Source organism: Thauera mechernichensis (assembly GCF_029588855.1).
Classification (GTDB): domain Bacteria; phylum Pseudomonadota; class Gammaproteobacteria; order Burkholderiales; family Rhodocyclaceae; genus Thauera; species Thauera mechernichensis.
Map to the genome: position 1 here is coordinate 20,038 of NZ_JARQZE010000001.1, position 22,632 is coordinate 42,669.

A 22,632-nucleotide genomic window follows, 5' to 3' on the forward strand; every position below is an offset into this window, starting at 1 on the left:
GTTGCAGCACGGTAGCCGTTCAGGGCTCGAGCACGTACTGCCCTGGCGCATCGGCAAGCGCGGGAAAAGCCTCGGTCGACACCGGGCGCGCCGCCACGAGCGCGCCGCAGCGTGGCTTGAGCCAGCGCATCCAATCTTCCCACCAACTCCCCTCGCAACGCTTGGCGCGCTGACGCCAGGCTTCCGGCGTATCGTCGCGTGTGCTGGCCTCGACCCAGTAGTGGCGCTTGGGCGGATCGACGACGGGATTGACGATGCCCAGGATATGCCCGGAGCTCGACAATACCTGCCGCACCGGTCCGCCAACGTGATGCACCACTTTGAAGGTTTGCAGCCACGGCGCGATGTGATCGTCCTCGGCCGCAACCGCATAGAGCGGCTGCGAAACGGCCGCGAGGTCGAGCGCCTCACCGGCGACCTGCAAGGCCCCTGGCTGGATCAACTTGTTGTGCAGGTAGAGTTCGCGCAAATACCAGGCATGCATGCGGTACGGCATGCGGGTGGTATCCATGTTCCAGAACAGCACGTCGAATGGCGGCGGTGACTCTCCGTACAGCCAGCCATGCACGACGTAATGCCAGATCAGGCTGTTGGAGCGCAGCAGCCTGAATGAGGCGGCCATCTCCTTGCCGTCCAGGTAGCCCTTGCGAGCCATCTGCTCGGTCAGGTAGCGGATGCTGCTCTCATCGATGAAGACCTCGATGTCGCCTGGTTTGTGGAAGTCGACCAGCGTCGTAAACAAGGTCCAGTCGGCGACCGGCATCTCGGCTTCACCATAGCGCCGGTTCGCCCACGCCATGTACATCGCCAGTGCGGTGCCGCCAATGCAGTAGCCGGCGGCATGCACTTTTGCGGCGCCCGTGAAGGCGCGCGCCTGACGGACGATCTCGTCGATGCCCTCGATCAGGTAGTCATCGAAGCCCACCTCGCTCATGCTGGCATCAGGGTTCTTCCAACTGGTGATGAACACGTCGAGCCCCTGATCGAGCAGGAAGCGGATCATGCTCTTTCGCGGCACCAGATCGAGCACGTAGAACTTGTTGATCCAGGGCGTGATGATCACCACGGGCTCGGCACGCACGCGCTTCTGGGTCGGGGCATAGTGGATCACCTCGAGCAACCTGTTGCGGTAGATCACGGCACCAGGCGTGGTGGCGAGATTCTCGCCCACACGGAAGTCATCCGGGCTCGTCATGCGAACGTTGCCGGCCTGCAGGTCGGCGAGCCAGTTCTCGAAGCCACGCCTCAGGCTGTCGCCATTGGTCTCGATCGCGCGCCTGAGCGCAACAGGGTTGGTCCAGAAGAAGTTGGTCGGCGCAACCGCATTGAGCCATTTCCGCCACCAGAAGGCTGCGCGCCTGCGCTCCTTGTTCGACAGCCCCGGCGTCTCGTAGAGCATGTCCTGCGTATGGCGGGTGAAGGCGAGGTACCACTCCTTGATCAGGTCCCAGGTCGGGCGCTCGGTCCAGGCAGGATCTGAGAAGCGCGCATCATCGGCATTCGGGCTGATCGGATCCTCGCTCGGAATACCGCGCATGCGATCCCACGTGTGCATCTGCAGCCGGAAAAGGTCGCGCGAGAGACTCAGCAGGTGCTCGCTCAGCTCCTGTGGATGCGCCATCCAGGCAAGCTGCGCGTGGACTATGGGCGCGGTCATGCCGAGTGGATCGACCGACCCCTCCACCTTGTCGTGCAGTCGACGCAGCAATTCATTGGCACGCCCGCGCGTCGCCCTCGGGTGCGACGATGGACGACTCCTGCGGTCCGGTGTAGTCATGTGCTTCGCTCTCCTCGCAACGATTCATCGGAGCTGGTACGGGTGTCGGGCGACAGCCACCTCGACACCGCTCCAGCCTAGCTCACCCTCCACTGCCGAAGCCAGGCCGGCAGCGGCAAGCACCTCGCCATGGACGACGAAAGTCCTCGTTGGCGGCGGCGTGAAGCCGCGCAGCCAGTCGAGCAAGGCCGGGCGGTCGGCATGCGCAGACAGGCCACCGATGGTGTGCACGCGCGCGCGAACGGGTACTCGCTCGCCGAACAGCGTGACCTGCCTGGCACCATCGACCAACCGGCGACCGAGCGTGCCGGCAGCCTGGAAACCGACGATCACGATCGCACATTCCGTACGCGCCAGGTTATGACGTAGATGGTGCTTGATTCGCCCGGCGTCGCACATGCCGCTCGCCGAGATGATCACGCGCCCGCCACGCACGGCGTTCAACGCGATCGATTCCTCGACATCCTGGACGAAGCGCAAGCGAAAACGTTCGCCATTGGCCTGCACCCAGTCGTACAGCTCCCGCGTCTCGTCATCCCAGAGCTCGCGGTGGCGAACGGTGAGCTCGGTCGCCGCTGTGGCCATCGGCGAATCAACCGCAACGTCGAGCCGGCTCACCCGCCCGGAACGGACAAGATCGGCGAGCACGAACAGCATCTCCTGGGTTCGCCCCACTGCGAAGGCCGGAATGATCACGTTGCCTGTATCACGTGCGAGCGTGGTGTTGAGCACATCGGCAAGCTCCGTGTAGGTGTCACCCACCGAGCGATGAGCGCGATCACCGTAGGTCGACTCCACGCAAACGATGTCGGCGCGCGTAACCCGCACGGGATCCTGCAGGACAGGCCGCAAGGGCTGTCCCAGATCGCCCGAGACGACCATGCGGCGCCCGCTCCCGACGAACTCGATCTCGATGATCGCCGAGCCCAGGATATGACCGGCATTGCGAAACCGGCAGCGTACACCAGGCGCGGGCGAAAACCAGACATCATATTCTATCGCACGCAAGCGCCCCAGGCTCGCCCGCGCCTGCTCGACCGTATACAACGGCGCAAGCTCCCTGTACCGCTGCGTCTTCCTCGAGCGCGCATTGCGCAAGGCCCACTCGGACTCCTTCTCCTGTATGAAGGCCGAGTCCATCAACATGACGCCCAGGAGGTCTACAGTGGCAGCGGTAGCGTAGATCGGCCCCCGGTAACCCAAGGCAACGAGCCGTGGGACGAGGCCGCTATGATCTAGATGCGCATGGGTAAGGAGCGCAAACTGGATGTCGCGCAGATCGAATTCGAGCGCCTCCCGGTTCTTGCGATCGGCCTGCCTGCCACCCTGAAACAAGCCACAATCGACGATGAATGCACCGTCAGGATGATCCACCTTGAGGCAGGACCCCGTCACCTCGCCAGCGGCGCCGTAGAAAGTCAGCTGCATCGTCAACAAGCCTCCCTATGCGTACTGCTTGCAACGCCCCGCATGCACCTTACACGCACGCCACAAGAATCACGGAGCAATCCGCAGGCTGTTTGATCGCGATCAAGCGCCCTCAGCACGTGGCGCTGGCTATAATCGGATCGTGACACACAACAGGGAGTCTCCGTCATGTTCAAGCACATCCTGGTCCCGACCGATGGGTCGGCCTTGTCCGAAAGCACGGTGGCCCGCGCCGTCTCCTTCGCCAAGGACGCCGGAGCGCGCATCACCTTCTTCTACGCCCAGCCCGACTTTCCCATGCCCATTTATGGCGAAGGCGCACTGATCGACCCCACAACGCCGGAACAGTTCGCAAAATCGGCCGCGTCCGAGGCAAGCGCCATCCTGGCCAAGGCCAAGGCCAGCGCAGATGAGGCTGGCGTGGCATCGGACACGGACACTGCCGTCAACGAAGTCCCCTACGAGGCAATCATCGATGCAGCCGATCGCCATGGCTGCGACCTGATCTTCATGGCCTCCCATGGGCGGCGTGGCATCGCAGGTCTGCTTCTGGGCAGCGAAACACAGAAGGTGCTCACCCACAGCAAGACGCCCGTCCTGGTCTATCGCTGAAAGGGACAGGAACCCGTGCTTATGCAAAAACGGCCCTCACGGGCCGTTTTTTTGTTTACCGGTGTGCTGATCAGCGCCCGGCGCTCGCCCTGCGTTCGTCTTCGGCCATGTGCCGACGCGCGAAGCGATACAGATAGATCGCCATCACGACCACGAACAGGATGGTGAACAGACTCAGCAAGCCGATATCACTGGTGAACAACAACTCCCAGGCCATGACATACCTCCTTAGCAGAAAAATCAGGCATTCGGATCAATGGTGATCTCCATCTCTGCAGGGAGGAACGCGGCCCCGTTCATGCGCCAGCTGCGGGACTCATCTTCTATCAGGAACAACCAGCGCCCGGTACCAAGGGGCGCAATCGCACTTTCATACAACCCTTCGCCCTTGCGGGTGAGAACCAACTCCTGGTCCAGACCACCCCGTGTGGGGTGCGAGATCGTGAGCCGGATCCGCTCTGGCACATCGACCGCGTTGGTCGCGCCCAGCTCGATCCTGATCTCCTGACTACGAATCCGGAGGTCGGCCTTCAGACCAAGGTCGCGGGCGTGCTCGGCCCTGCCCATGGTCTGCACGATCGCACGGCCTTCCTTGTAGTAGTCGTCAACAACCATGCCATCGAAAGTCTTCACGGCAATGACGAAGGTTGCGATGCCGGCAATCACTGCAATTGCCGGAAACGTGATCAGAAACCAGGGCCAGCCCTGCCGATACCACGGCGGAGGGGGGGACTTGTCGGACGCAGCAGTACTCATGTCACCTCGGGATCAGGAAAGTGGTTTCTTCATTCACGCTCAGCGCCGGGTTGTCCTCGGCCGTGATGCGGAAAGCAATCGTGTTGGCACCGGGAACACCCTCGTCGTAGGGCACCAGGACCTGAAGCGTCACCGCCTGGGTAGACGCCGCCGGCACCTCGACGCGCTCGACACCACCGATACGCACCCCGGGCATGCCGGACACCGCGAGCTGGAACGCGCGCGGCGCCTCGGTCATGTTCATGACCTGAAGCTGGTAGACGTTCTCGATGAAGCCGCCTTCGATTTCACGACCAAGCGACGAGCGGTCACGAATGATGTCGACACGCAGAGGATCGCGCGCCGCGAGCCCCCAGACGAAGGCAAGAGAGACCAGTACCAGCACGGCGCCATAGATCAATGTCCGCGGCCGCAGTACATGCAGCAGGATCTCCTTGCGCCCCCAATGCTTCTTGAGCGCGTTCTCCGTGGAGTAGCGGATCAGGCCACGGGGATAGTTCATCTTGTCCATGACCTGGTCGCAGGCATCGATACAGGCTGCGCAGCCGATGCATTCGTACTGGAGGCCATCGCGGATGTCGATACCGGTCGGACAAACCTGCACGCATATGCCGCAATCGATACAGTCTCCTTTGCCGACGCTGCGCGGGTCGATGTTCTTCTTGCGCGTCCCGCGCGGCTCGCCACGCTCCTCGTCATAGGTAATGACGAGCGTATCCGGGTCGAACATGACGGCCTGGAAACGCGCGTAAGGGCACATGTACTTGCAGACCTGCTCACGCAACACCCCGGCGAAGAGGTAGGTGAAGCCTGAGTAGAAGAGGATCCAGAACAGCTCCCAAGGGCCGAAGCCAAACGTAAGCAGGGAGGCGAGGAGCTCGTCGAGCGGCGAGAAGTAGGCGACGAAGGTAAAGCCGGTCCACAGCGCGACGAGCCCCCAGGCCGCAAACTTGCTGCCACGACGCACGGCCTTGCCGACGCTCATGGGCGCCTGGTCGAGCTTCTGCCGCCTGACATGATCACCCTCGATCTTCTGCTCGATCCACATGAAGATCTCGGTGTAGACCGTCTGCGGACAGGCGTAGCCGCACCAGAGCCGTCCGGCCACCGCAGTGAAGAAGAACAGCGCGTATGCGGAGATGATCAGCAGGATGGCGAGGAAGAAGACATCCTGCGGCCAGAACACCCAGCCGAAGATGTAGAACTTGCGCTCGGTGAGGTGAAACAGCACTGCCTGCCGATCGTTCCAGCTGAGCCAGGGCAGTCCGTAGAAAAGGAGTTGGGTGAACCACACCAGGGCCCAGCGCCAATTGGCGAACAGGCCGGTGACTGCGCGCACGTAGAGCTTCTTGCGTGCGGCGTAAAGCGTATCGAAACTGGCGTCGGAGTTGGCTTGCGCCGGCTTGCGGGGTTCTGGGGTCGTGCTGCTCATGGCCTAGTGTACCGATGAAGTGTTGTTATTGTTGTTATGGTAACCCCGGGGGAACCCCCATTCCCCCGGAGATGGAACTGCAGACTGCGGTGCGACTGTTACTTCTTGCTCAGGCTCAGTACGTAAGCGGTCAGGATGTGGACCTTGTCCTCGCCGAGGAACTCACCGAAGCCCGGCATACGGTTGTTACGGCCGTGCGTGATGGTCTCGATGATGACGGCTTCGGACGAACCGTAGAGCCAGGTGTTGTCGGTCAGATTGGGCGCGCCAAGCATCGGGTTGCCCTTTGCATCGGCACCGTGGCAGGCCACGCAGTTGGTCTCGAAACCTTCCTTGCCGCGCTGCGCCCGCAGGGAGTCATGCGCGAGGCCGTTCAGCGAACGAACATAGTTGGCGACATCCTTCGCACCCTCTGCACCAAGCGCCGGCCCGAACGGGGGCATGATGCCGTTGCGGCCGTTGGTGATCGTCTCGCGGATGTTGTCCGGCTCGCCACCCCACAGCCAGGCGCTGTCGGTAAGGTTCGGGAAGCTCTTCGCACCCTGGGCAGCCGAACCGTGACACTGCGCGCAGTAGGTCAGGAACATGCGTTGCCCCATGGCGCGGGCGTCGGGATCCGCCGCCACGGCCATGACGTCCATGTCGCGATACTTGGCAAAGACGGGGCCGAAGCGCTCTTCCGCGGCCTGCATCTCGGCGTCGTACTGCGCCCACTGACCACGGTGCTGGTTAACGTTGCCGAAGCCCGGGTAGATCGCCAGATAAACCACACCGAACACGATCGTGATCCAGAACAGGTACATCCACCAGCGCGGCAGCGGGTTGTTGTACTCGGCGAGCGTCTCGTCCCACACGTGGCCGTGAAGCTCGACCGGCCCCTTCTCGCGCTTGGTCATGTTCGACACCAGCACGAACACACAGAACAGGATGGAGAGGGCCACGAGGACCATCACATACATGTTCCAGAAACCGCTGATAAAGTCAGCCATTTGCTTTTCCCTCTTGGTCTTGCCGCCCCCCCTGGGCCGGCAGGTCGTCGTCGCTCAGGGGCAGGCGCGCCGCCTCGTCGAAGCCGGCCTTGGCGTGCTTGCTGTACGCCCAGGCGCAGATGCCGAGGAAGCACAGGAACCCAAGCACCGTGATCAGGCTTCTGAAGTCATTTATATCCATGGCGCGCCCAGCTCCTTACCTGAAGTTCGAAATCGCGGTGCCGAGCCCTTGCAGGTAGGCCACGATCGCATCGAGTTCGGTCTTGCCCTCGAGCGCTGCAGGCGCCGCGGCGATTTCCTCCTCGCTGTACTTGTGCAGGCCGACCTTGTTGAGCGCACGCATCTTCGCCTGGATGTCGTCCGCCTTGACAGGACGATCCAGCCACGGGAAGGCCGGCATGTTCGACTCAGGCACGACATCACGCGGGTTGATCAGGTGGACACGCTGCCACTCATCGGAGTAACGACCACCAACTCGGGCCAGGTCCGGACCGGTGCGCTTGGAACCCCACTGGAACGGGTGGTCGTAGATGAACTCACCCGCCACCGAGTAGTGGCCATAACGCTCGGTTTCGGCGCGGAACGGACGGATCATCTGCGAATGGCAGTTGTAGCAGCCCTCGCGCACGTAGATGTCACGGCCGACCAGGCGCACCGGATCATAGGGTTTGACGTCGAGCGCATTGCCCTTGTGGTCGATTGCAGTGGTGGTCGAGTGCTGGAAGAACAGCGGCACGATCTCCACCAGACCACCCACGCTGACGGTGAGCAGCGTGAGGACGATCATCAGGAATACGTTGCGTTCGACTTTTTCGTGTTTCGATTGAGCCATGTTGTTGTTCTCCGATCAGGCGTGGGCAGCCGCAGGCGCAAGCACCGGGGCGTCATAGGCCTTCTGGCCGGCGATGGTCTTCACCATGTTGTAGAACATGATGAACATGCCGCCGAGGAAGAGCGCGCCGCCGATGAAACGGATGGTCCAGAACGGGTAGCTGGCCTTGACGCTCTCGACGAAGGAGTAGGTCAGGGTGCCATCCGGGTTGGTCGCACGCCACATGAGGCCCTGCATCACACCGGAAATCCACATCGAGGCGATGTAGAGCACGATGCCGATGGTCGCGATCCAGAAGTGAGCGTTGATCAGCTTGACGCTGTACATCTCGCTCCTGCCATACAGGCGGGGCAGCAGGAAGTACACCGCGCCGATCGAGATCATCGCCACCCAGCCGAGCGCACCGGAGTGCACGTGACCAACCGTCCAGTCGGTGTAGTGCGACAGCGCATTGACCGTCTTGATCGACATCATCGGGCCTTCGAAGGTCGACATGCCGTAGAACGAGAGCGAGGTGATCAGGAACTTGAGGATCGGGTCGGTGCGCAGCTTGTGCCAGGCGCCGGACAGGGTCAGAACCCCGTTGATCATGCCACCCCAGGACGGCGCAAGCAGGATCAGCGAGAAGACCATGCCCACCGACTGGGTCCAGTCAGGCAGCGCGGTGTAGTGCAGGTGGTGCGGGCCAGCCCACATGTAGGTGAAGATGAGCGCCCAGAAGTGCACCACCGACAGACGATAGGAATACACCGGACGATCGGCCTGCTTCGGCACGAAGTAGTACATCATGCCCAGGAAGCCCGCGGTCAGGAAGAAACCCACCGCGTTGTGGCCATACCACCACTGGATCATTGCGTCCTGCACGCCGGCGTAGGCGGAGTAGGACTTCATGCTGAACAGCGACACCGGGATGGCGGCACTATTGACGATGTGCAGCAGCGCCACGGTGAGGATGAAAGCACCAAAGAACCAGTTGGCGACGTAGATGTGCGAAATCTTGCGCTTGACGATGGTACCGAAGAACACCACCGCGTAAGAGACCCACACGACAGCGATCAGGATGTCGATCGGCCACTCCAGCTCGGCGTATTCCTTGGAGGTCGTGTAGCCCAGCGGCAGCGTGATCGCCGCGAGCACGATGACCAGTTGCCAGCCCCAGAAGGTGAAGGCCGCCAGCTTCGGCGCGAACAACGTAGCGTGGCAGGTACGCTGGACCACGTAGTAGGAGGTGGCGAAAAGTGCACAGCCGCCAAACGCGAAAATCACGGCGTTGGTGTGCAGCGGGCGCAACCTGCCGAAGTGCAGGAATTCGTGAACGTTCAGTTCGGGCCACACGAGCTGTGCTGCGGCGATGACACCGACCAGCATGCCCACGATGCCCCACACCACCGTCATGATGGCGAACTGACGCACGACTTTATAGTTATAAGTCGCTTGCGATTGCATGTGAGTCACCTCTTTGTTTTGAAAGCTTTGCGAGCACGACGCGCGACGACTGCGGCGCACTTCCTGAAGACCGGCCGAGAATACGCGTTGGCGTAAATCCCAATTTGACACAGATCAACATTGTATTGCAGCCGAGGGGGGCGAGGAAGCAAAAATTGGACGAAATCCAGATCCATGCGCCCTATCAGGCAAGGCCCTCGTCACAAGGCTGAAGGCGCAGTCAGACGGGCGTTTGCGGGCAAGCGCCGCACGCAACAGGAGCGCCGTCGCCGGCATATCGGACCGACCGCAGCAACCACGGGCCGCATACCCAAAACGCCGAAATCGAGAATGACAGACGAAAAAAAAGGGTGCGTATCAACGCACCCCCAACCCCAACAGAGAGACATAAAAACACTCGTTGCCCACCGTCTTCCAAGCCCGATCGACAACCACGGCACAATTATCGCCACGCCGCCAAAGCGCGTGTTGACCTAGGTCAACCTGTCCGCATCTGCACCACCCCTGGAGCAAGCGCCGAGGCGACATGTCAGCGCTCCCCCTCGTCACGCCCTGCGGTCCGCTTCGCGTCACCCCCCTCCCGCTCCCGGGCGTCCGGAGCCGGCTCGTCACGGTCGTCCATCAGCAGCCGATAGGCTGGCCCCTCCATGTCGTCGTATTGACCACTGCGCAGCGACCACCAGAAGATCACACCGATCACGAACACCAGCAGCACCGATAGCGGGATCAACAGGTACAGGCTCTCCATGCCAGCTCTCCTATGCAAGCCTCAGGCTCGGCCCCGCGGCACGCGCTGCAGGCGCAGCGCATTGAGAACGACGAGCAGCGAACTCGCCGCCATGCCGACCCCTGCCATCCAGGGCGTCACCAGCCCGGCCATTGCGAGCGGGACGGAGGTGAAGTTGTATGTAAACGACCACCAGAGGTTCTGGCGAATGATCTTCAAGGTCTTGCGCGACAGGTCGATACCCCGTCCGAGGCTGGCAAGATTCTCGTTGAGAAGCACGATGTCAGCCTGATTGCGGGCCAGATCCGTCCCCCCACCCATGGCGACCGACACGTGGGCCTGCGCAAGCACGGGGGCGTCATTCACGCCGTCGCCCACCATCGCGACGACGGCCCGAGCATCCTCCTGCAAGACGGCGATTACCTGCTGCTTGCCCTGCGGGCTCATGCCACCGCGGGCATCCTGCACACCCAGCGCCCCAGCCACGGATTCCACCACTGGCTGGGCATCACCCGACAGCACACTCGTCGGGATCTGCTCGCCGGCGAGACGGCGCATCAGCATCCCCGCCTCCTCACGGACGCTATCTGCCAGCCTGAACAAGCCCAGCCAGCCCGACCGCGATGCCAGCGCAATCACGGTTCCACCCTCGGACGCAAAACCCTCGAGTGCCGATGGCATCGCAAGCCCCGTCGCGCCCGAAACATACTCGGGACGACCGATAAACACGGTCTGGCCGTCGATGAGCCCGTGCATGCCTTGCCCGGTCTCGGCTTCGACTTCGCTTGCCAGCGGCAACTCGAGCCCGGCGGCAGCCTCACGCAGACCGGTCGCCACCGGATGCTCGGAACCCTGCTCGATCGCCGCAGCCATCGCCAGCACGGCAGCCTCGTCCGCGGCACCGAGGGGCAACACGCGCTCCAGGCTCATGCGCCCATGGGTCAGCGTTCCGGTCTTGTCAAACACGAACCGATTGGCATTGGCCAGGGTCTCGATCGCATGCCCGCGCGTGACCAGCACCCCCATTCGAGCGAGGGCATCGGTGGCTACGGTGAGCGCGGTCGGTGTCGCCAGCGACAAGGCGCACGGACATGCCACCACCAGAACGGAAACGAACACCCACAACGCGCGCTCGGAATCGATGAAGTACCAGCCAACACCGGTGATGCCCGCCAGCACGAGCAAGGTGACGATGAAATAGCCGGCCACCTTGTCGGACTGCGTGGCAAGCTTGGGCTTCTCGCTCGCGGCCCGCTCCATCAACTGACGGATGGCCGCCAGGCGCGTCGCGTCACCCACCTGCTCCACCCGCAGCACCAAGGGGGAGGACACATTGATGCTGCCACCCGTGAGCCGCGCGCCAACGCGCTTGGCAACGGGCAAGCTCTCGCCGGTGAGCAAGGCCTCGTTGACCTCGCCAACCCCCTCCACCACGACACCGTCGGCGGGCACGACTTCGCCCGGCCGCACGCGCACGATGTCACCCGGCGCGAGCTGCGCTGTCGGCACGCGCTCGCTGGCTGCGGACTGCGGCCAACCGGCCAGCCGCTCGGCAAAGGATGGCAGCACCTTACCGAGCTCCTCCACACCGCGCACCGCCTTCTGCCTTGCCAACATCTCCAGGTAACGCCCACCCAGAAGGAAGAAGACGAACATGGTGACCGAGTCGTAATACACCTCGGGACCATCAGTGAGCGTGGCCCACAGGCTGGCAAGAAATGCACTGCCCACACCCAGCGCGACCGGCACGTCCATGCCCAGGCGGCGCAGACGTATGTCACGCCAGGCGCGCTGGAAGAATGGCGCGGCCGAATAGAGCACGACCGGCAGGGTGAGCAGGAGGCTGGCCCAGCGCAACAGCAGCTCGATGTCCCAGGTCATCTCGCCCTCGCCCGCCACATAGACGGGGAAGGCGTACATCATGACCTGCATCATGCCGAAGCCGGCCACGAAGACCCGCCACAGCATCGAGCGCCGCTCCTTGTTGGCGATCTGCTCCGAACGTTCGGCGTCGTAAGGGTAGGCGCGATAACCGATGGCCTGGATTGCGGCAAGGATGTCGGACAGCCTGATGCGCTGCTCGTCCCAGCGCACGCGCGCGCGCCGCGTGGCGTAGTTGATCTCGATGGCTGACACCCCGGGCAGGCGGGCGACATGATTTTCGTTCAGCCATACACAGGCCGCACATGTGATGCCCTCGAGGATCAGGGCTGCCTCACGCTCGTGCTCACCCACCGGGCGTACGAAACTCTTCTGGAAATCGGGGTGATCGAACAGGCCGAGCTCCTGCAGCTCGACCGGCATCGCCTCGCGTCGCGACTCGGGCATCGCATCGCGGTGGCGGTAGTAATCTACAAGACCGTTATCGACGATCGACTGCGCCACCGCCTCGCAGCCGACGCAACACATGCGCCGCGATCGCCCCTCGATCCTGACGTAATGCTGCGTCTCGGCCGGAATCGGCAGGCCACAGTGATAGCAATCGACATCGGGTGCGGCGGCGTCCGCGGCGGGCAGTTCTGCAGAGGTCATCGGCGGCGATACAAAGCCGCCCCGGCGGGAAGCGCCAGCCGGGGCGGTCGGGGAAGGAGAGGCTTTTTTATCACAATCCCGCTGCTCGGGCCATTGCGCTGCACCATCGAGGCCCGCCTGCACGCCCTGAGCGCGCGCCCATCGCCGCCTGTCCGAAGCCGACAGCGCTTACTTTGCCGCCATGCGGATGGCCCCATCGAGACGGATCACTTCGCCGTTGAGATAGGCGTTCTCGATGATATGGCGGACCAGGCCCGCGAACTCGGCAGGCCGGCCAAGCCGCGACGGGAACGGCACCATCTTGCCGAGCGCGTCCTGGACTTCCTGCGGCATGCCCATCAGCATCGGCGTCTCCATGATGCCGGGTGCAATCGCCATTACACGGATGCCAAACCGAGACAACTCACGCGCCACGGGCAGCGTCAAGCCGACGACACCAGCCTTGGACGAGGCATAGCCGGCTTGTCCGATCTGGCCATCGAAAGCCGCAACCGAGGCGGTATTGATGATCACGCCACGCTCGCCACCCGCATCGGGCTCGGACTTGCTCATCACCTCTGCGGCCAGGCGCAGCATGTTGAAGGTCCCCACCAGATTGATGCTCACCGTGCGTGCAAAGCTGTCGAGCGCGTGAGCACCTTCACGGCCAACCACCTTTTCTGCAGGCGCAACGCCTGCGCAGTTGACCAGGCCCGTGAGCCGGCCAAAACGCGCACCGGCGGCATCGATCGCGGCGCGAGCACTATCGGCGTCGGTGACGTCGGTGGCCACAAACACTGCCCCAGCGCCCAACTCGGTCGCCAGAGCTTCGCCCGCCTCGCGGTTGACATCGGCCAGCACCACCCTCGCGCCCGCCTCCACCAACATGCGAGCGGTCGCAGCCCCCAGCCCCGACCCACCTCCGGTCACCACGAAAACGCCATTCTCGATCTGCATCGCACTTCTCCTGTTCAGTGGGTTCTTGGAACTCGGCCCGGCCTGCGCAAGGCTCGGCCGCCGACATCAGCGCGAACCATAGTTATCGTTAACGTAAACGTCAACATCAGAGCGTGGAGCGGGAAGCCACTCGCCCGCCCGCGCGCGCTATGCGTCGGCGAAGTCGAGATCGACCATCAACTCGTTGGCGAGCGCCTCAAGATCCAAGCGCACCGGTCCAAGCTCCAGCGTCGCCGGCACAGCCAGCTCCGCACGCGCGCGAAACAGCGGCTCACCACTCATCGACGCACTTTCGCAGGCCGTCTCGAGCGACTCGATACTGACCCCATGCCGGGCCAGCACCGCCGAGATGTCGCGCACGATACCCGGCCGGTCATGGCCGACTAGATCCAGGCCGACCTTGCGGACACTCGCAGCTGGGCCGGCAGCACCACGGGCAACCGCGATGCGCAGCCCCTGCCCTTCGAGCGCTTGCAATGCGGTCTCGAGCTTATCCACCTGCCCTGCGTCAACCTCGAGTCGCACCACGCCGGCGAACTGCCCGGCTAGGTGGGCCATTCGACTCTCCAGCCAGTTCGCACCACACTCGCTGGCACACCGCGAAACCGCATTAACCAGACCGGGACGGTCTGGGCCGATAAGGGTCAGAACCAGGGACGTCTTCATTCCATTTCTCCGTCGGCGCATTGCTGCAAAAGCCCCCGACCCACAAGCAGTTGATGGTGATCTGCGCTATATCAATACTCGGGCCAGGGGAACTGCAATAATTATGAACGCAAGCGGCGCACCAGATATAGATGCCGCTGCGCAAGGAGGCGTCGCCGCACAGGCGACGGATGCATAGGAGACCCCCGAATGAAGGTGCCGCAGTTCCATGCCCGCAAGGGTGATGGACTTTATCAACCAATCGCATTCCTGTTCGTGACCGAACGGATGTGCGCAGAGATTCTTGCCGAGCGCGAGCATATCCTCGACACCCTGCCGCCGGACATGCGCAAGCGCCAGCAGGCGCTTTTCGCACGCTACGACCCGAGCGTGAGCGCTCAGGCCTTCAACAGCCTGCTTCGCCTGTTCCACGGCCAGACTGCCTGAAAACAAGGGACCACAGACGCATCAAGGCAAAAGGCCAGCCCCATGGGGCTGGCCTTTTGCCTGAATCACTGGTGCCGGTGAGAGGAGTCGAACCCCCGACCTTCGCATTACGAATGCGCTGCTCTACCAACTGAGCTACACCGGCTAAGGGCGCGCATCATACAACAGGCCCCACACAACGGCAACCATGCGCTAGCGATCGCGTCGCACCGAACGGTCCGGCATGGGATGCCCCGCCGGAAGACGCGCGTTAATACAAAAAACTTTTGGCCGCATCTTCTGTTTATATCGGGAGTCGACTAAACTTCGCGGCAATTCGGGGCGGAGGAGACAGCCCGAACCAGAACGCGGCGCCGCGGGGCATCTGACTCCGCGGCAGCTCGCGCAACACCACGGGCCCACCCCACGCTGTCGCAGCGCCACCGCCGCACTGCACCTCGCAGCCTGCCCTCCAAGACGCCCCTCATGCTCGGCCTCGACTTCCTTGACATCGTCCTCATCGGCGTTGCCGCGTTTGCAGCCGGCGCAGTCAACTCCGTAGCAGGCGGCGGTACATTCTTCTCCTTTCCTGCACTGCTTGCCGTCGGCGTGCCCCCCGTAATGGCCAACGCCAGCAACTCGGTCTCGCTATGGCCGGGCAGCCTGGCCGGCGCCTGGGCCTTCCGTCGCGAACTCAAGCGCTTCTCCAGGAGCCTGCCGGCACTGTCCGTGGTTGCCTTCTTAGGTGGCATCGGCGGCGGGCTGCTGCTGTTGCAGACCTCGAATGCGGCCTTCTCCGCGCTCATCCCCTGGCTGTTGCTGCTGGCGACGGTGCTGTTCGCCTTCAGCAGCCAGATCTCAACGCTGGTGCAGAGATGGAAACCTGCGCCGGCGGGACGAGATGAACGCCACATCGGCCCAGGCGGCTATGTGTTCCAGCTCCTGGTGTCGATCTACGGCGGCTTCTTCGGTGCCGGCATGGGCATCCTCATGATCGCCGCGCTCGCCATCCAGGGCTTCAAGGACGTGCACGAGATCAACGCGCTGAAGAACTGGCTGTCGGCAATCATCTACAGCGTCGCGGTCGCAACCTTCGTGCTCGCCAATGCCGTCTCCTGGCCGCACACGGTGATCATGCTGCTCACCGCCACGCTGGGTGGATACTGGGGCGCCACCATGGCACGCCGGTTGCCGGCAATCTGGCTGCGGCGCTTCATCATCGCCGTCGGTAGCCTGCTCACGCTCTACTACTTCGGCAAGTCGGCCTGAGCGCGATGCATTCCCTCCTCGCACCCCTGACCGACAGCGGCCGCAGCATATGGACCTGCTGACCCAGATCATCCTCCAGGCCGGTCGTTCGGCCGTGGAGCTCGCACTCTTCGTGCTGCTGCCGATCATGGTGGTGATGCTGTCGCTGATGCGCATGCTGGAGGCGCGCGGCGCAATCGACTGGGTGGTCGCGCGCCTGGCTCCCCTGCTGCGCCCGGCGGGCTTGACCGGGCTGGGCGTGTTCGCCGCCCTGCAGATCAACTTCGTCAGCTTCGCCGCGCCGGTCGCCACGCTGGCCATGATGGAGGGCCGTGGGGCCTCCGACCGCCACCTTGCAGCCACACTGGCGATGGTGATGGCCATGGCGCAAGCCAATGTCACCTTCCCGATGGCGGCGATGGGGCTCTCCTTCGGACCAGCACTGCTGCTGTCCTGCGTCGGCGGCCTGGCGGCCGCGGCGGCGACCTACCATGTGTTCGGGCGCGGTCTTTCGAGCATCGAAGGCCCCCTCGACGAGACACTGCGCCACCCAGTCGCCGACGACACCAAGGGCGTGCTAGACGTCATCAACCGCGCTGGCGCCGAGGCCTTCAAGATTTCGATCGGCGCCATTCCGATGCTGGTCCTCGCCCTCGTGGCCGTGATGGCGCTGCGCGCCAGCGGTGGCATCGATCTGCTGACCAGCCTGCTCACACCGCTGCTGCGCCTGTTCGATCTCGACCCGGCGCTCATACTGCTCACGCTCACGAAATACATCGCTGGGGGCACGGCGATGATGGGCGTCATGGATGAGATGCTCAAGAGCGGCAACACCTCCGTCGCGACCCTGAACGCGAGTGCTGGCTTCCTGATCCACCCCTTCGATGTGGCCGGCGTGGCCGTCCTGATCTCGGCAGGACGCCGGGTGGCGGCGGTATGGAAGCCTGCCGCGCTCGGCGCAGTCATCGGCATTGCAGTGCGTACGATCGGCCACGGGCTACTGTAGTAGGCTTGGGCGTTACACCGACGCCCGCCCCCTCGCAGCCCACTCGACAGTCACCACGATGATCGCCGCCCTGACCCTGCTTCTCGTCTTCCAGCTCGCCGGCGAAGTCATCGCCCGCGGCTTTGCGCTGCCGATTCCCGGACCGGTGATCGGCATGGCGCTGCTCTTTCTCGTGCTCATGCTGCGCGGCGGCCCGGGCGACGACCTGCGCCAGACCGCCGGCACCCTGCTGCAGCACCTGTCGCTGCTGTTCGTGCCTGCGGGCACAGGCATCGTGCTCTACGGCGATCGCATCGCCGCCGAATGGCTGCCCCTGCTGGTCGCACTCTTCCTCAGCACCTTCCTCGCCATCGCGGTGACCGCGCTCGTGCTCAAGGCGCTCACTCGCAACCGCGCACGCACGGCCGCGGAGCGCGAACAATGAGTCCGGACCTCGAGGAAATCTGGGTCTACCTGTCGGCGACACCGCTGCTTGGTCTCACGCTGACCCTGCTCGCCTACCAGGCCGCCTTCTGGATCTACAAACGCGCGGGCTTTCATCCGGTCGCCAACCCTGTGCTGATCAGCGTGGCCATCCTTGCCACCCTGCTGCTCGCCACCGGCACGCCCTACCAAACCTATTTCGATGGCGCCCAGTTCGTGCACTTCCTGCTCGGGCCGGCGACGGTCGCGCTTGCGATTCCGCTCTATGCACAATGGCCGCGACTCAAGGCCATGGCGGGCCCACTCATGATCGCGCTGGTCGCGGGCTCGCTCACCGCAGCACTGTCGGCTTGGGGCATCGGCGCCCTGCTCGGTGCCAGCCGCGAGTCACTGATGTCGCTCGCGCCCAAGAGCGTCACCACGCCGATCGCGATGGGCGTGGCCGAGCGTATTGGCGGCCTGCCCTCGCTCACGGCAGTGCTGGTCATCAGCGCCGGCATCATCGGCGCAGTGTTCGGGCGCGCCATCCTGCGCCGACTGCATGTCGGCGACCATGCCGTGCATGGCTTCGCGATCGGCATTGCCTCGCATGGCATCGGCACCGCGCGCGCCTTCCAGGTCAGTGAGCAGGCGGGCGCCTTCGCTGCGCTCGCGATGGGACTGAACGGTCTCATCACCGCGCTGTCCCTGCCATGGATCATGCCCTGGGTGGAGCGCCTGTTCTCAGGTTGACAGCCCCCTCGGCAAAGCTTCGCTGCCACCTCCATGAACCGACCCGACGACAAGGCCGACAGAGTGCTGCACGCCATCTACCGCTGGATCGACCGTAACCTGCTCGAACTCGGCCGCGAGATGCGGCTGTCCTACCTGCCACCGCTGATGGTGTATTGCGCGGCCGGCATCTCGGGACTCACCGGCATCGTCGGCACCTTCTTCGTCAAGGACTACCTCGGCCTGTCGGCCGCCTTCCTTGCCGCGCTGGGGTTCTGGGCCGGCATTCCGTGGGCGCTCAAGATGCCGATCGGCCATCTGGTCGACCTGCTGTGGCGCTACAAGGCCGGCCTCGTCTATCTCGGCGCCAGCCTGATCGCCGCCAGCCTTTTCATCATGATCGGACTGATCGGCAACCCCGACGCGATGCGCGCGATCATGCCCGCCGAAGCCTGGTTCGTGCTGTCGGTGCTGCTCGCTCCGGTCGGGTACGTGATGCAGGACGCCGTTGCCGACGCGATGACGGTGGAGGCCGTTCCCCAGGTGGACGCCCACGGCCAGCCGCTCGACGAGGCGACCGTACGCCTGATGCACACCACCATGCAAACCCTGGGCCGGGTGGCCATCATCGGCGGCAGCGTGATGGTGTCGCTCGCCAACGTGGTGCTGTTCAAGGGCGCAGAGGCACTGCCCGAGGCCGAGAAGGTCGCGATCTACCTGCACATCTACGAACTGGCGCTGCTTATCCCGCTGCTGTCGGTCAGCGGCGTGCTGCTCGCCGGCTGGCTCAAGCGCCGCGAGGCGCGCCGCCTGGCTGCGCTCGGCCGTGACCGCGCCGAGATCGACCGCCTGCTGCACGGCCCCCAGGCGCGCACTGCGCCCAACTGGTGGATCCTGGGCGGCAGCGCGGTGTTCGTCGCGCTCACCCTGGGCGTCGGCCTGTCGGGCATGCCCTACGGCCAGGAGATCATCTTCGCAGGCTCGTTCACCGTCATCGCAGTGATGATGGGCCGGCTGCTGCGCGAACTCACGCCCACTGCGCGCAACACCCTGCTCGGCACCGCCATCATCATCTTCGTGTTCCGCGCCATCCCCACTCCCGGCGCGGGGTCGACGTGGTGGATGATCGACGAACTCGGCTTCGACCAGTCCTTCCTCGCCAAACTGGCGCTGATCGCCAGCAGCCTGACCCTGCTCGGCCTGTTCCTGTTCCGGCGTTTCATGGCCGAGCGCTCGATCGTCTACATCGTCGTCTTCCTGACGCTCGCCACCACAGTGCTGTCACTGCCGATCATCGGCATGTACCACGGCCTGCACGAATGGACTGCGGCACGCACGGGCGGTATCGTCGATGCGCGCTTCATCGCCGTCATCGACACGGCGCTCGAATCGCCGCTCGGCCAGATCTCGATGGTGCCGATGCTGGCGTGGATCGCCAACTCCGCCCCGGCGCACCTGAAGGCCACCTTCTTCGCGGTGATGAGCTCCTTCGCCAACCTTGCGCTGTCGGCCTCGCAACTTGGCACCAAATACCTCAATCAGCTCTACACGGTAACCCGCGAGGTGCGCGACGCCTCGACTGGTGCAATCACGATACCCGCCGACTACAGCGAACTCGGCATGCTGCTGGTCACGGTCACGGCGCTCGGCCTGCTGCTGCCGCTGGTCGCGATCGGCCTCACGCGGAGCGCCGGCCTGCGCAGCGCGTGAGGCCGCAGCGGCAGGCCGGGCGCCTGCATGCATGTTGACCTTGCGCATTGCCTTCCAGCGCCCGCGGGCGGACACTTGAGGCCATTCAACCCCAAGGGAGGCGAAACATGACACCCAGCTCGGTACACGACATTCGCAACCTCGCCCTGCTCGGCCACGCGGGCAGCGGCAAGACCACGCTGGTCGAGGCGCTGCTTCTGGCCTCGGGCGCGCTCGGCGCCGCTGGCAGCGTCGAGCGCGGCGACACGGTGTCCGATTTCGACCCCCAGGAAAAAGCCATGGGCCACTCGCTGCACGCCGCACTGGTGCATCTGGAGTGGGCCGGCCACTGGATCAACCTGCTCGACACCCCGGGCCTGCCCGATCTAGCCGGCCGTGCTCTGCTGACCCTGCCAGCAGTGGACACCGCTGCAGTGGTTATCAATGCCGCCGCCGGCGTCGAGAGCGGCACCCGCCGCATGATGGCAGCCGGCCGTGACAAGTGCCGCATGATCATCGTAAACCGGATCGATGCACCCGGCATCGACTTCGGCGCCCTCATGGACGACATCGTCGCAAGTTTCGGCCGCGAATGCCTGCCGCTCAACCTTCCCGCATCGGACGGCAGCCAGGTGATCGACTGCTTCTTCGCGCCCGACGAATCCGCCGCGACCGCGTTCTCCGGCGTGAGAACCGCACACGACGCCATCGTCGACCAGGTCGTCGAACTCGATGAAGCGCTGATGGCGCAGTATCTCGAACAAGGCGAGTCGCTCGCGCCCGAGCAGCTGCATGCCCCCTTCGAGCAGGCCCTGCGCGAAGGCCACCTCATCCCCGTCTGCTTCGTCTCCGCGCGCAGCGGCGCGGGCGTGCGCGAACTGCTCGACATCCTTGGCAAGCTCGCGCCCGACCCCACCGAAGCCAACCCGCCCCAGTTCCTCAAGGGCGAAGGCAGCGCCGCCGAAGCGGTCGAGGTCATGCTCGACGCCGAGCGCCACGCCGTCGCGCACGTATTCCAGATCGCCAACGACCCCTACCGCGGCAAGCTCGGCCTGTTCCGCATCCATCAGGGGCAGGTGACGCCCAACTCGCAACTCTTCATCGGCGACGGCCGCAAGCCCTTCAAGGTTGCCCACCTGCTGCGCATGCATGGGCGCAACGCGATCGAAACCACACTCGCCGTGCCCGGCGACCTGTGCGCCGTTGCCCGCGTGGATGAACTGCAGCGCGACGCCGTGTTGCATGACTCGCACGATGAAGACTACTACCACCTCGCCCCCGCCACCTACCCGCAGCCGGTGTTCGGCCTCGCACTGATGACGCGCAAGCCCGCCGACGAACAGAAGCTCTCCGAGGCGCTCACGCGCCTGCTCGAGGAGGACCCCTGCCTCGAGGTGAGCTTCGACCCGCGCAACCGGCGCACCGTGGTGCGGGGCCTCGGCGAGCAGCACCTCAAGATCGTGCTCGACGAGTTGTCGGCGCGCTGGAACCTGCAGCTCGACACGGCCACGCCGAGCATCCCCTATCGCGAGACCATCGCCATCACGGCCGAGGCGCGCTACCGACACAAGAAACAAAGCGGCGGCGCAGGCCAGTTCGGCGAGGTGGCGCTCCGCGTCGAACCGCTCGCGCGCGGCAGCGGCATCGAGCTCGCCGACGAGGTGAAAGGCGGCACCATCCCGACCAACTTCATGCCCGCGGTCGAGAAAGGCGTCCGCCAGGCGCTGGAGGAAGGCGCCCTGGCCGGGTTTCCGATCCAGGATATCCGCGTCGTTATCACCGATGGCAAGCATCACGCGGTCGATTCGAACGAAGTCTCCTTCGTCACCGCCGGCCGCCACGCGCTCATCGAAGCCGTGCTTGCCGCGCGTCCGCTGGTGCTCGAACCCCTGCTCGACATCCAGGTGAAGGTGGCCGATGCCCTGTTCGGCGAGGTCAGTGCCGAACTCGCCAGCCGCCGCGGCCGCCTGACCGCCACCGACAGCCCCGCCGCAGGCTGGACGCTGATCTCAGCGCGCGTTCCGATGGCAGGCCTGGACGGCTTCGAGGGCAGGCTCAAGGCAATCTGCGCAGGAGAAAGCGAATTCGTTCTCGAAGCCGGCGGCCACGAGCCTGCGCCGCAGGACGTACAATCCGAACTGGCCCGCCAGCACACCGGCGGCGGCAACGGCAACGGCGCGCACTGAGCGCGCCCAGGCCCGGCGTGCAGGCGCCGGGCCGCAACACTGACATGAAGCTGAGCGAACGCCAACGCGCCTACTGGCGCAGCAACCTGTTGCTGACGTTTTGCCTGCTGTTGATCTGGTTCGGCGTGACCTTTGTCGCGGGTTACTACGCCAACGAGCTCAACAGCTTACAGTTCATGGGCTTTCCGCTGGGCTTCTACATCTTCGCCCAGGGCTCGATGATCACCTATCTGGTGATCATCGCCATCTACGTCACGGTGATGAACCGTCTCGACCGCCGCTACCGAGTGAAATAACGCCCGACGTAGCACTGCCAGCATCCACTGCCCGCAGCCCTGCTCCTTACTTGCCGGAACCCGAGGCAGACTCGTCCGCTGCCTTCTTCTTGCGCCCCCAGGCGATCGGGTGCGCGTGGCGGCTGAGCATGAAGTCGAGCAGGAACTTGCTCCAGATGGTCACGCCGGCGGTCGAACTCCAGGTTTCGTACTCGAGCTGCAGCACCAGCACACCGTAGATCACCATCACGATGATGATGCCGCACACGAAGTTGATCACCGCGGTGAAGGGCGCAAACTTCGCCGGGTTCGCCGGCGGCATGCCACGCTTGAGCGCGACCTCCGAGAAATCGCGCTTGAAGACGATGCGCCAGGCCCGCCGCAGCCAGAAAAACGCGATCGGGAACAGGGCCACGAAGAGAATCCAGGTCAATACGGTGCTTACATCCAGAACCATTCACTGCTCCAGTCACGGCTGACGGCAAAAAGGCCGCAGCCCGCAAGGTGCCATAAAAGAAAGAACCCCGCCATGGAATCCGCTGGCGGGGTTCTCGGG

At 64.2% G+C, this 22,632-nt stretch carries 23 protein-coding genes and 1 tRNA gene; 9 read left to right on the forward strand and 15 right to left on the reverse strand.

All coding sequences use genetic code 11. The features are described 5' to 3' along the window. Positions 1–19 precede the first annotated feature (19 nt). Both P7F68_RS00115 and P7F68_RS00120 read right to left on the reverse strand, forming a co-directional pair. Positions 20–1,657, reverse strand: a complete 1,638-nt coding sequence (locus P7F68_RS00115; RefSeq protein ID WP_277830541.1) for a PHA/PHB synthase family protein — start codon at positions 1,655–1,657, stop codon at positions 20–22. A 144-nt stretch (positions 1,658–1,801) separates the two neighbouring features. Continuing rightward, the gene (locus tag P7F68_RS00120) at positions 1,802–3,205 is read right to left on the reverse strand and encodes an MBL fold metallo-hydrolase RNA specificity domain-containing protein (RefSeq protein WP_277829668.1); all 1,404 of its coding nucleotides are present in this window, start codon (positions 3,203–3,205) and stop codon (positions 1,802–1,804) included. 168 nt (positions 3,206–3,373) lie between these two features. Here P7F68_RS00120 and P7F68_RS00125 point away from each other — a divergent pair, with 168 nt between their 5' ends. Continuing rightward, a complete protein-coding gene (locus P7F68_RS00125) occupies positions 3,374–3,817 on the forward strand; it encodes a universal stress protein (protein WP_002924389.1) in 444 nt (147 codons plus the stop codon). A 70-nt stretch (positions 3,818–3,887) separates the two neighbouring features. Here the strand turns inward: P7F68_RS00125 and P7F68_RS00130 are convergent, their stop codons facing one another. The 11 genes from P7F68_RS00130 to P7F68_RS00180 all read right to left on the reverse strand — a co-directional run bounded on the left by P7F68_RS00130 (position 3,888) and on the right by P7F68_RS00180 (position 14,154). After that, on the reverse strand, positions 3,888–4,034 hold the full coding sequence (locus tag P7F68_RS00130) for a DUF3149 domain-containing protein (protein WP_002924391.1): 147 nt from the start codon (positions 4,032–4,034) through the stop codon (positions 3,888–3,890). Positions 4,035–4,057: 23 nt separating this feature from the next. Next, positions 4,058–4,573, reverse strand: coding sequence for a FixH family protein (locus tag P7F68_RS00135; RefSeq protein ID WP_002924395.1), 516 nt, complete (start codon positions 4,571–4,573; stop codon positions 4,058–4,060). 1 nt (position 4,574) lies between these two features. Continuing rightward, entirely contained in the window at positions 4,575–6,005 is a 1,431-nt protein-coding gene (ccoG, locus tag P7F68_RS00140; protein WP_277829672.1) for a cytochrome c oxidase accessory protein CcoG, read from the reverse strand. Between the two features lie 98 nt (positions 6,006–6,103). Then, on the reverse strand, positions 6,104–6,994 hold the full coding sequence (ccoP, locus tag P7F68_RS00145; protein WP_270068273.1) for a cytochrome-c oxidase, cbb3-type subunit III: 891 nt from the start codon (positions 6,992–6,994) through the stop codon (positions 6,104–6,106). Then, the gene (locus P7F68_RS00150; RefSeq protein ID WP_002924399.1) at positions 6,987–7,175 is read right to left on the reverse strand and encodes a CcoQ/FixQ family Cbb3-type cytochrome c oxidase assembly chaperone; all 189 of its coding nucleotides are present in this window, start codon (positions 7,173–7,175) and stop codon (positions 6,987–6,989) included. The genes ccoP and P7F68_RS00150 overlap by 8 nt, the downstream gene beginning before the upstream one ends. A gap of 15 nt (positions 7,176–7,190) precedes the next feature. Beyond that, positions 7,191–7,826, reverse strand: coding sequence for a cytochrome-c oxidase, cbb3-type subunit II (gene ccoO, locus P7F68_RS00155; protein WP_002924405.1), 636 nt, complete (start codon positions 7,824–7,826; stop codon positions 7,191–7,193). A gap of 15 nt (positions 7,827–7,841) precedes the next feature. Then, positions 7,842–9,272: a cytochrome-c oxidase, cbb3-type subunit I gene (gene ccoN / locus P7F68_RS00160; RefSeq protein ID WP_002924407.1), complete on the reverse strand. Its 1,431-nt coding sequence runs from the start codon at positions 9,270–9,272 to the stop codon at positions 7,842–7,844. Positions 9,273–9,801: 529 nt separating this feature from the next. Continuing rightward, a complete protein-coding gene (ccoS, locus tag P7F68_RS00165) occupies positions 9,802–10,020 on the reverse strand; it encodes a cbb3-type cytochrome oxidase assembly protein CcoS (RefSeq protein ID WP_002924408.1) in 219 nt (72 codons plus the stop codon). Positions 10,021–10,041: 21 nt separating this feature from the next. Next, positions 10,042–12,531 carry a heavy metal translocating P-type ATPase gene (locus P7F68_RS00170; protein ID WP_002938189.1) on the reverse strand — a complete coding sequence of 830 codons (2,490 nt, stop codon included), beginning with the start codon at positions 12,529–12,531 and terminating at the stop codon, positions 10,042–10,044. Positions 12,532–12,699: 168 nt separating this feature from the next. Then, positions 12,700–13,467 (reverse strand): 3-hydroxyacyl-CoA dehydrogenase, encoded by a 768-nt coding sequence (locus P7F68_RS00175; protein ID WP_002938190.1) that lies wholly within the window; start codon positions 13,465–13,467, stop codon positions 12,700–12,702. Positions 13,468–13,614: 147 nt separating this feature from the next. Continuing rightward, the gene (locus P7F68_RS00180; RefSeq protein ID WP_332306958.1) at positions 13,615–14,154 is read right to left on the reverse strand and encodes a glycine cleavage system transcriptional repressor; all 540 of its coding nucleotides are present in this window, start codon (positions 14,152–14,154) and stop codon (positions 13,615–13,617) included. A gap of 168 nt (positions 14,155–14,322) precedes the next feature. Here P7F68_RS00180 and P7F68_RS00185 point away from each other — a divergent pair, with 168 nt between their 5' ends. Then, complete coding sequence (locus P7F68_RS00185; RefSeq protein ID WP_002924413.1) at positions 14,323–14,559, forward strand: hypothetical protein; 237 nt, start codon at positions 14,323–14,325, stop codon at positions 14,557–14,559. 69 nt (positions 14,560–14,628) lie between these two features. Here the strand turns inward: P7F68_RS00185 and P7F68_RS00190 are convergent. Further along, positions 14,629–14,704, reverse strand: a tRNA-Thr gene (locus tag P7F68_RS00190). A 320-nt stretch (positions 14,705–15,024) separates the two neighbouring features. On the opposite strand from P7F68_RS00190, the gene P7F68_RS00195 reads away from it, so the two are divergent. From P7F68_RS00195 to P7F68_RS00225, 7 genes are all read left to right on the forward strand, one after another. Beyond that, the gene (locus P7F68_RS00195; RefSeq protein ID WP_002938192.1) at positions 15,025–15,807 is read left to right on the forward strand and encodes a sulfite exporter TauE/SafE family protein; all 783 of its coding nucleotides are present in this window, start codon (positions 15,025–15,027) and stop codon (positions 15,805–15,807) included. 49 nt (positions 15,808–15,856) lie between these two features. Continuing rightward, the gene (locus P7F68_RS00200; protein ID WP_277829685.1) at positions 15,857–16,792 is read left to right on the forward strand and encodes a nucleoside recognition family protein; all 936 of its coding nucleotides are present in this window, start codon (positions 15,857–15,859) and stop codon (positions 16,790–16,792) included. 58 nt (positions 16,793–16,850) lie between these two features. Continuing rightward, positions 16,851–17,216: a CidA/LrgA family protein gene (locus tag P7F68_RS00205; RefSeq protein WP_002924442.1), complete on the forward strand. Its 366-nt coding sequence runs from the start codon at positions 16,851–16,853 to the stop codon at positions 17,214–17,216. Further along, on the forward strand, positions 17,213–17,947 hold the full coding sequence (locus tag P7F68_RS00210) for an LrgB family protein (protein ID WP_277829688.1): 735 nt from the start codon (positions 17,213–17,215) through the stop codon (positions 17,945–17,947). Before P7F68_RS00205 ends, P7F68_RS00210 begins: the two co-directional genes overlap by 4 nt. A 63-nt stretch (positions 17,948–18,010) precedes the next feature. After that, complete coding sequence (locus P7F68_RS00215) at positions 18,011–19,636, forward strand: MFS transporter (RefSeq protein ID WP_037982537.1); 1,626 nt, start codon at positions 18,011–18,013, stop codon at positions 19,634–19,636. 107 nt (positions 19,637–19,743) lie between these two features. Continuing rightward, complete coding sequence (fusA, locus tag P7F68_RS00220) at positions 19,744–21,801, forward strand: elongation factor G (RefSeq protein WP_277829690.1); 2,058 nt, start codon at positions 19,744–19,746, stop codon at positions 21,799–21,801. 44 nt (positions 21,802–21,845) lie between these two features. Continuing rightward, entirely contained in the window at positions 21,846–22,097 is a 252-nt protein-coding gene (locus P7F68_RS00225; protein WP_002924445.1) for a DUF4212 domain-containing protein, read from the forward strand. A 46-nt stretch (positions 22,098–22,143) separates the two neighbouring features. Here P7F68_RS00225 and P7F68_RS00230 read toward each other — a convergent pair whose 3' ends face one another. Continuing rightward, entirely contained in the window at positions 22,144–22,533 is a 390-nt protein-coding gene (locus P7F68_RS00230) for a hypothetical protein (RefSeq protein WP_002938204.1), read from the reverse strand. Positions 22,534–22,632: the final 99 nt, after the last annotated feature.

Bases quoted from the DNA above. Each gene is read 5' to 3' on its own strand.
- P7F68_RS00115 (WP_277830541.1), bottom strand. From the start codon at position 1,657: ATGACCGCGCCCATAGTCCACGCGCAGCTTGCCTGGATGGCGCATCCA.
- P7F68_RS00230 (WP_002938204.1), bottom strand. From the start codon at position 22,533: ATGGTTCTGGATGTAAGCACCGTATTGACCTGGATTCTCTTCGTGGCC.
- ccoP (WP_270068273.1), bottom strand. From the start codon at position 6,994: ATGGCTGACTTTATCAGCGGTTTCTGGAACATGTATGTGATGGTCCTC.
- ccoS (WP_002924408.1), bottom strand. From the start codon at position 10,020: ATGGAGAGCCTGTACCTGTTGATCCCGCTATCGGTGCTGCTGGTGTTC.
- P7F68_RS00125 (WP_002924389.1), top strand. From the start codon at position 3,374: ATGTTCAAGCACATCCTGGTCCCGACCGATGGGTCGGCCTTGTCCGAA.
- P7F68_RS00135 (WP_002924395.1), bottom strand. From the start codon at position 4,573: ATGAGTACTGCTGCGTCCGACAAGTCCCCCCCTCCGCCGTGGTATCGG.
- P7F68_RS00210 (WP_277829688.1), top strand. From the start codon at position 17,213: ATGAGTCCGGACCTCGAGGAAATCTGGGTCTACCTGTCGGCGACACCG.
- P7F68_RS00170 (WP_002938189.1), bottom strand. From the start codon at position 12,531: ATGACCTCTGCAGAACTGCCCGCCGCGGACGCCGCCGCACCCGATGTC.
- ccoG (WP_277829672.1), bottom strand. From the start codon at position 6,005: ATGAGCAGCACGACCCCAGAACCCCGCAAGCCGGCGCAAGCCAACTCC.
- ccoO (WP_002924405.1), bottom strand. From the start codon at position 7,826: ATGGCTCAATCGAAACACGAAAAAGTCGAACGCAACGTATTCCTGATG.
- P7F68_RS00195 (WP_002938192.1), top strand. From the start codon at position 15,025: ATGCTCGGCCTCGACTTCCTTGACATCGTCCTCATCGGCGTTGCCGCG.
- fusA (WP_277829690.1), top strand. From the start codon at position 19,744: ATGACACCCAGCTCGGTACACGACATTCGCAACCTCGCCCTGCTCGGC.
- P7F68_RS00150 (WP_002924399.1), bottom strand. From the start codon at position 7,175: ATGGATATAAATGACTTCAGAAGCCTGATCACGGTGCTTGGGTTCCTG.
- P7F68_RS00225 (WP_002924445.1), top strand. From the start codon at position 21,846: ATGAAGCTGAGCGAACGCCAACGCGCCTACTGGCGCAGCAACCTGTTG.
- P7F68_RS00175 (WP_002938190.1), bottom strand. From the start codon at position 13,467: ATGCAGATCGAGAATGGCGTTTTCGTGGTGACCGGAGGTGGGTCGGGG.
- P7F68_RS00130 (WP_002924391.1), bottom strand. From the start codon at position 4,034: ATGGCCTGGGAGTTGTTGTTCACCAGTGATATCGGCTTGCTGAGTCTG.
- P7F68_RS00120 (WP_277829668.1), bottom strand. From the start codon at position 3,205: ATGCAGCTGACTTTCTACGGCGCCGCTGGCGAGGTGACGGGGTCCTGC.
- P7F68_RS00205 (WP_002924442.1), top strand. From the start codon at position 16,851: ATGATCGCCGCCCTGACCCTGCTTCTCGTCTTCCAGCTCGCCGGCGAA.
- P7F68_RS00180 (WP_332306958.1), bottom strand. From the start codon at position 14,154: ATGCGCCGACGGAGAAATGGAATGAAGACGTCCCTGGTTCTGACCCTT.
- ccoN (WP_002924407.1), bottom strand. From the start codon at position 9,272: ATGCAATCGCAAGCGACTTATAACTATAAAGTCGTGCGTCAGTTCGCC.
- P7F68_RS00200 (WP_277829685.1), top strand. From the start codon at position 15,857: ATGGACCTGCTGACCCAGATCATCCTCCAGGCCGGTCGTTCGGCCGTG.
- P7F68_RS00185 (WP_002924413.1), top strand. From the start codon at position 14,323: ATGAAGGTGCCGCAGTTCCATGCCCGCAAGGGTGATGGACTTTATCAA.